The sequence below is a fragment of the Streptomyces sp. NPDC088810 genome (assembly GCF_044750305.1).
GTDB lineage: Bacteria > Actinomycetota > Actinomycetes > Streptomycetales > Streptomycetaceae > Streptomyces.
The window spans coordinates 1-1,856 of sequence record NZ_JBIVJQ010000028.1 but is presented as its reverse complement, the minus strand read 5'-3'; the positions used below and the strand labels follow the sequence as shown (position 1 = coordinate 1,856).

At 74.6% G+C, this 1,856-nt stretch carries 1 protein-coding gene; it reads right to left on the bottom strand.

Annotated features, from left to right (window positions below; translation table 11 throughout):
• On the bottom strand, nucleotides 1-1,856 hold a 1,856-nt coding region (locus tag ACIP4Y_RS38420), incomplete at both ends, for a polyketide synthase dehydratase domain-containing protein (protein WP_401401801.1).

Below are 1,856 nucleotides of genomic sequence, written 5' to 3'. Positions count from 1 at the left end.
ACCAGATGCCGTACCCCATGCCGCTCCACCAGATGCCGGGCCACCAACGCACCCAGCACACCGGTACCACCCGTGACCAGAACCGACCCCGCCGGATCGAAGGCGACCGACGCGCGGCCAGTCTTCGGACGGGCAAGCCTCGGCACGAACAAGCGACTGCCCCGCACCGCGATCTGCGGTTCACCGACGGCCAGTACAGCCGCAAGCAGCGACTCGACGTCCATGCCGGCAGGCGTATCCATGTCGAGCAGGACGAACCGGTCCGGATTCTCCGCCTGGGCCACCCGAACCAGACCCCAGACGGCCGCGGCGGCCGGATCGGTCACGTCCGCGTCCCCGCCTGCGGGCACGGCACCCCGGGTCCGTACGACGAGGCGCGTGCCTTCGAGCCGGGGCTCGGCCAGCCAGGACTGGAGGACACCCAGTGTCCTGCTGGTCAGCGTCAGTGCGGCGGTGTCGTCCACGCCGTCCGCGACGCAGTCCAGCACGGCGGCGGACGGCAGCTCGGCGCCGTTCACCAGCGCCGTCACCTCGCCCGGGTCGGTCAGCGCGATCCAGTCCGGTACCGCCCGGACCGGCCGGGGCGCGGGCAGCTCGGTCCACTCCACCCGGAACAGCGCGTCGGCCGCGCCGGGGGCGAGGTCCGCGGACGCCAGACGGTCCGCGGAGACGGGCCGCAGGGTCACGGCGTCCGCCGTCAGCACCGGGCCGCCCGTCTCGTCGGCTGCCTCCACCGACACGACGCCGGCGGTGGACCGGAGGAGCCGGGCGCGCAGCACCGTGGCGCCTGTGGCGTGCAGGACGACCCTGTTCCACTCCAGCGGCTGCCACACCTGGGCGCCGTCGCCGGCGACTGCCTCCCGGACGGCAGGGTGCAGCACGGCGTCCAACAGTGCGGGGTGCACGCCGTACCGGTCGGCCTCGGTCTGGTCGTCCTCCGCCAGCGCGGCCTCGGCGAACAGCTCGTCCCCGCGCCGCCACAGACCGCGCAGCCCCTGGAAGAGGGGGCCGTAGGCGTGGCCATGGGCGATCAGCTCGGCGTAGAGGTCGTCCGGCTCGGCCCGCTGGGCGCCGGGCGGCGGCCAGGCGGTGAAGTCGAAAGTGCCGGGCGCGGCCTCGCCGGCGGCCGGCGCGAGGATTCCGGTGGCGTGCCGGGTCCAGGTGACCGGCCCGCCCGCACCGGCGGTGTCGTCGGGGGCCGCGTACACCTCCACGCTGCGGGCGCCGGTCTCGTCCGGCCCGCCGACGGTGATCTGCACGCGTACGGCACCCTGTTCCGGGACGACCAGCGGCGCCTCGATGACCAGCTCGTCCAGGACTCCGCAGCCGACCTCGTCACCGGCCCGTACGGCCAGCTCCACCAGCCCGGCGCCGGGCACGACGACCACTCCCCCGACGGCGTGATCGGCCAGCCAGGAGTGCGTGCGCAGGGACAGCCGGGAGGTGAACACCAGCCCGTCCGACTGCGGCAACGGCACCACCGCACCCAGCAGCGGGTGCCCGGCGCCGGCCAGCCCCAGGGCCGCCGCGTCGACCACCGACTCCGACATCCGAAGCCAGTAGTGCTGGTGGTCGAAGGCGTACGTCGGCAGGTCCACATGCACTTCGGTGGCGCCCTCGGGGAGGATCGCCGCCCAGTCCACCTGCGCACCGCGCACGAACAGCTCCGCCACGGACAGCAGGAGCGTCTCGGCCTCGCCGCGCTCGTCGCGCAGCGCGGGCACGCTCACCGCGTCCTCGCCCGCCGATTCCGTGATCGCGCCGCTCAGCGCGCCACCGGGACCGAGTTCCAGGAACACCGAGCCGCCGGAAGCGGCGATCCCCTCGGCGAACCGGACCGGACGGCGGACGTGGTC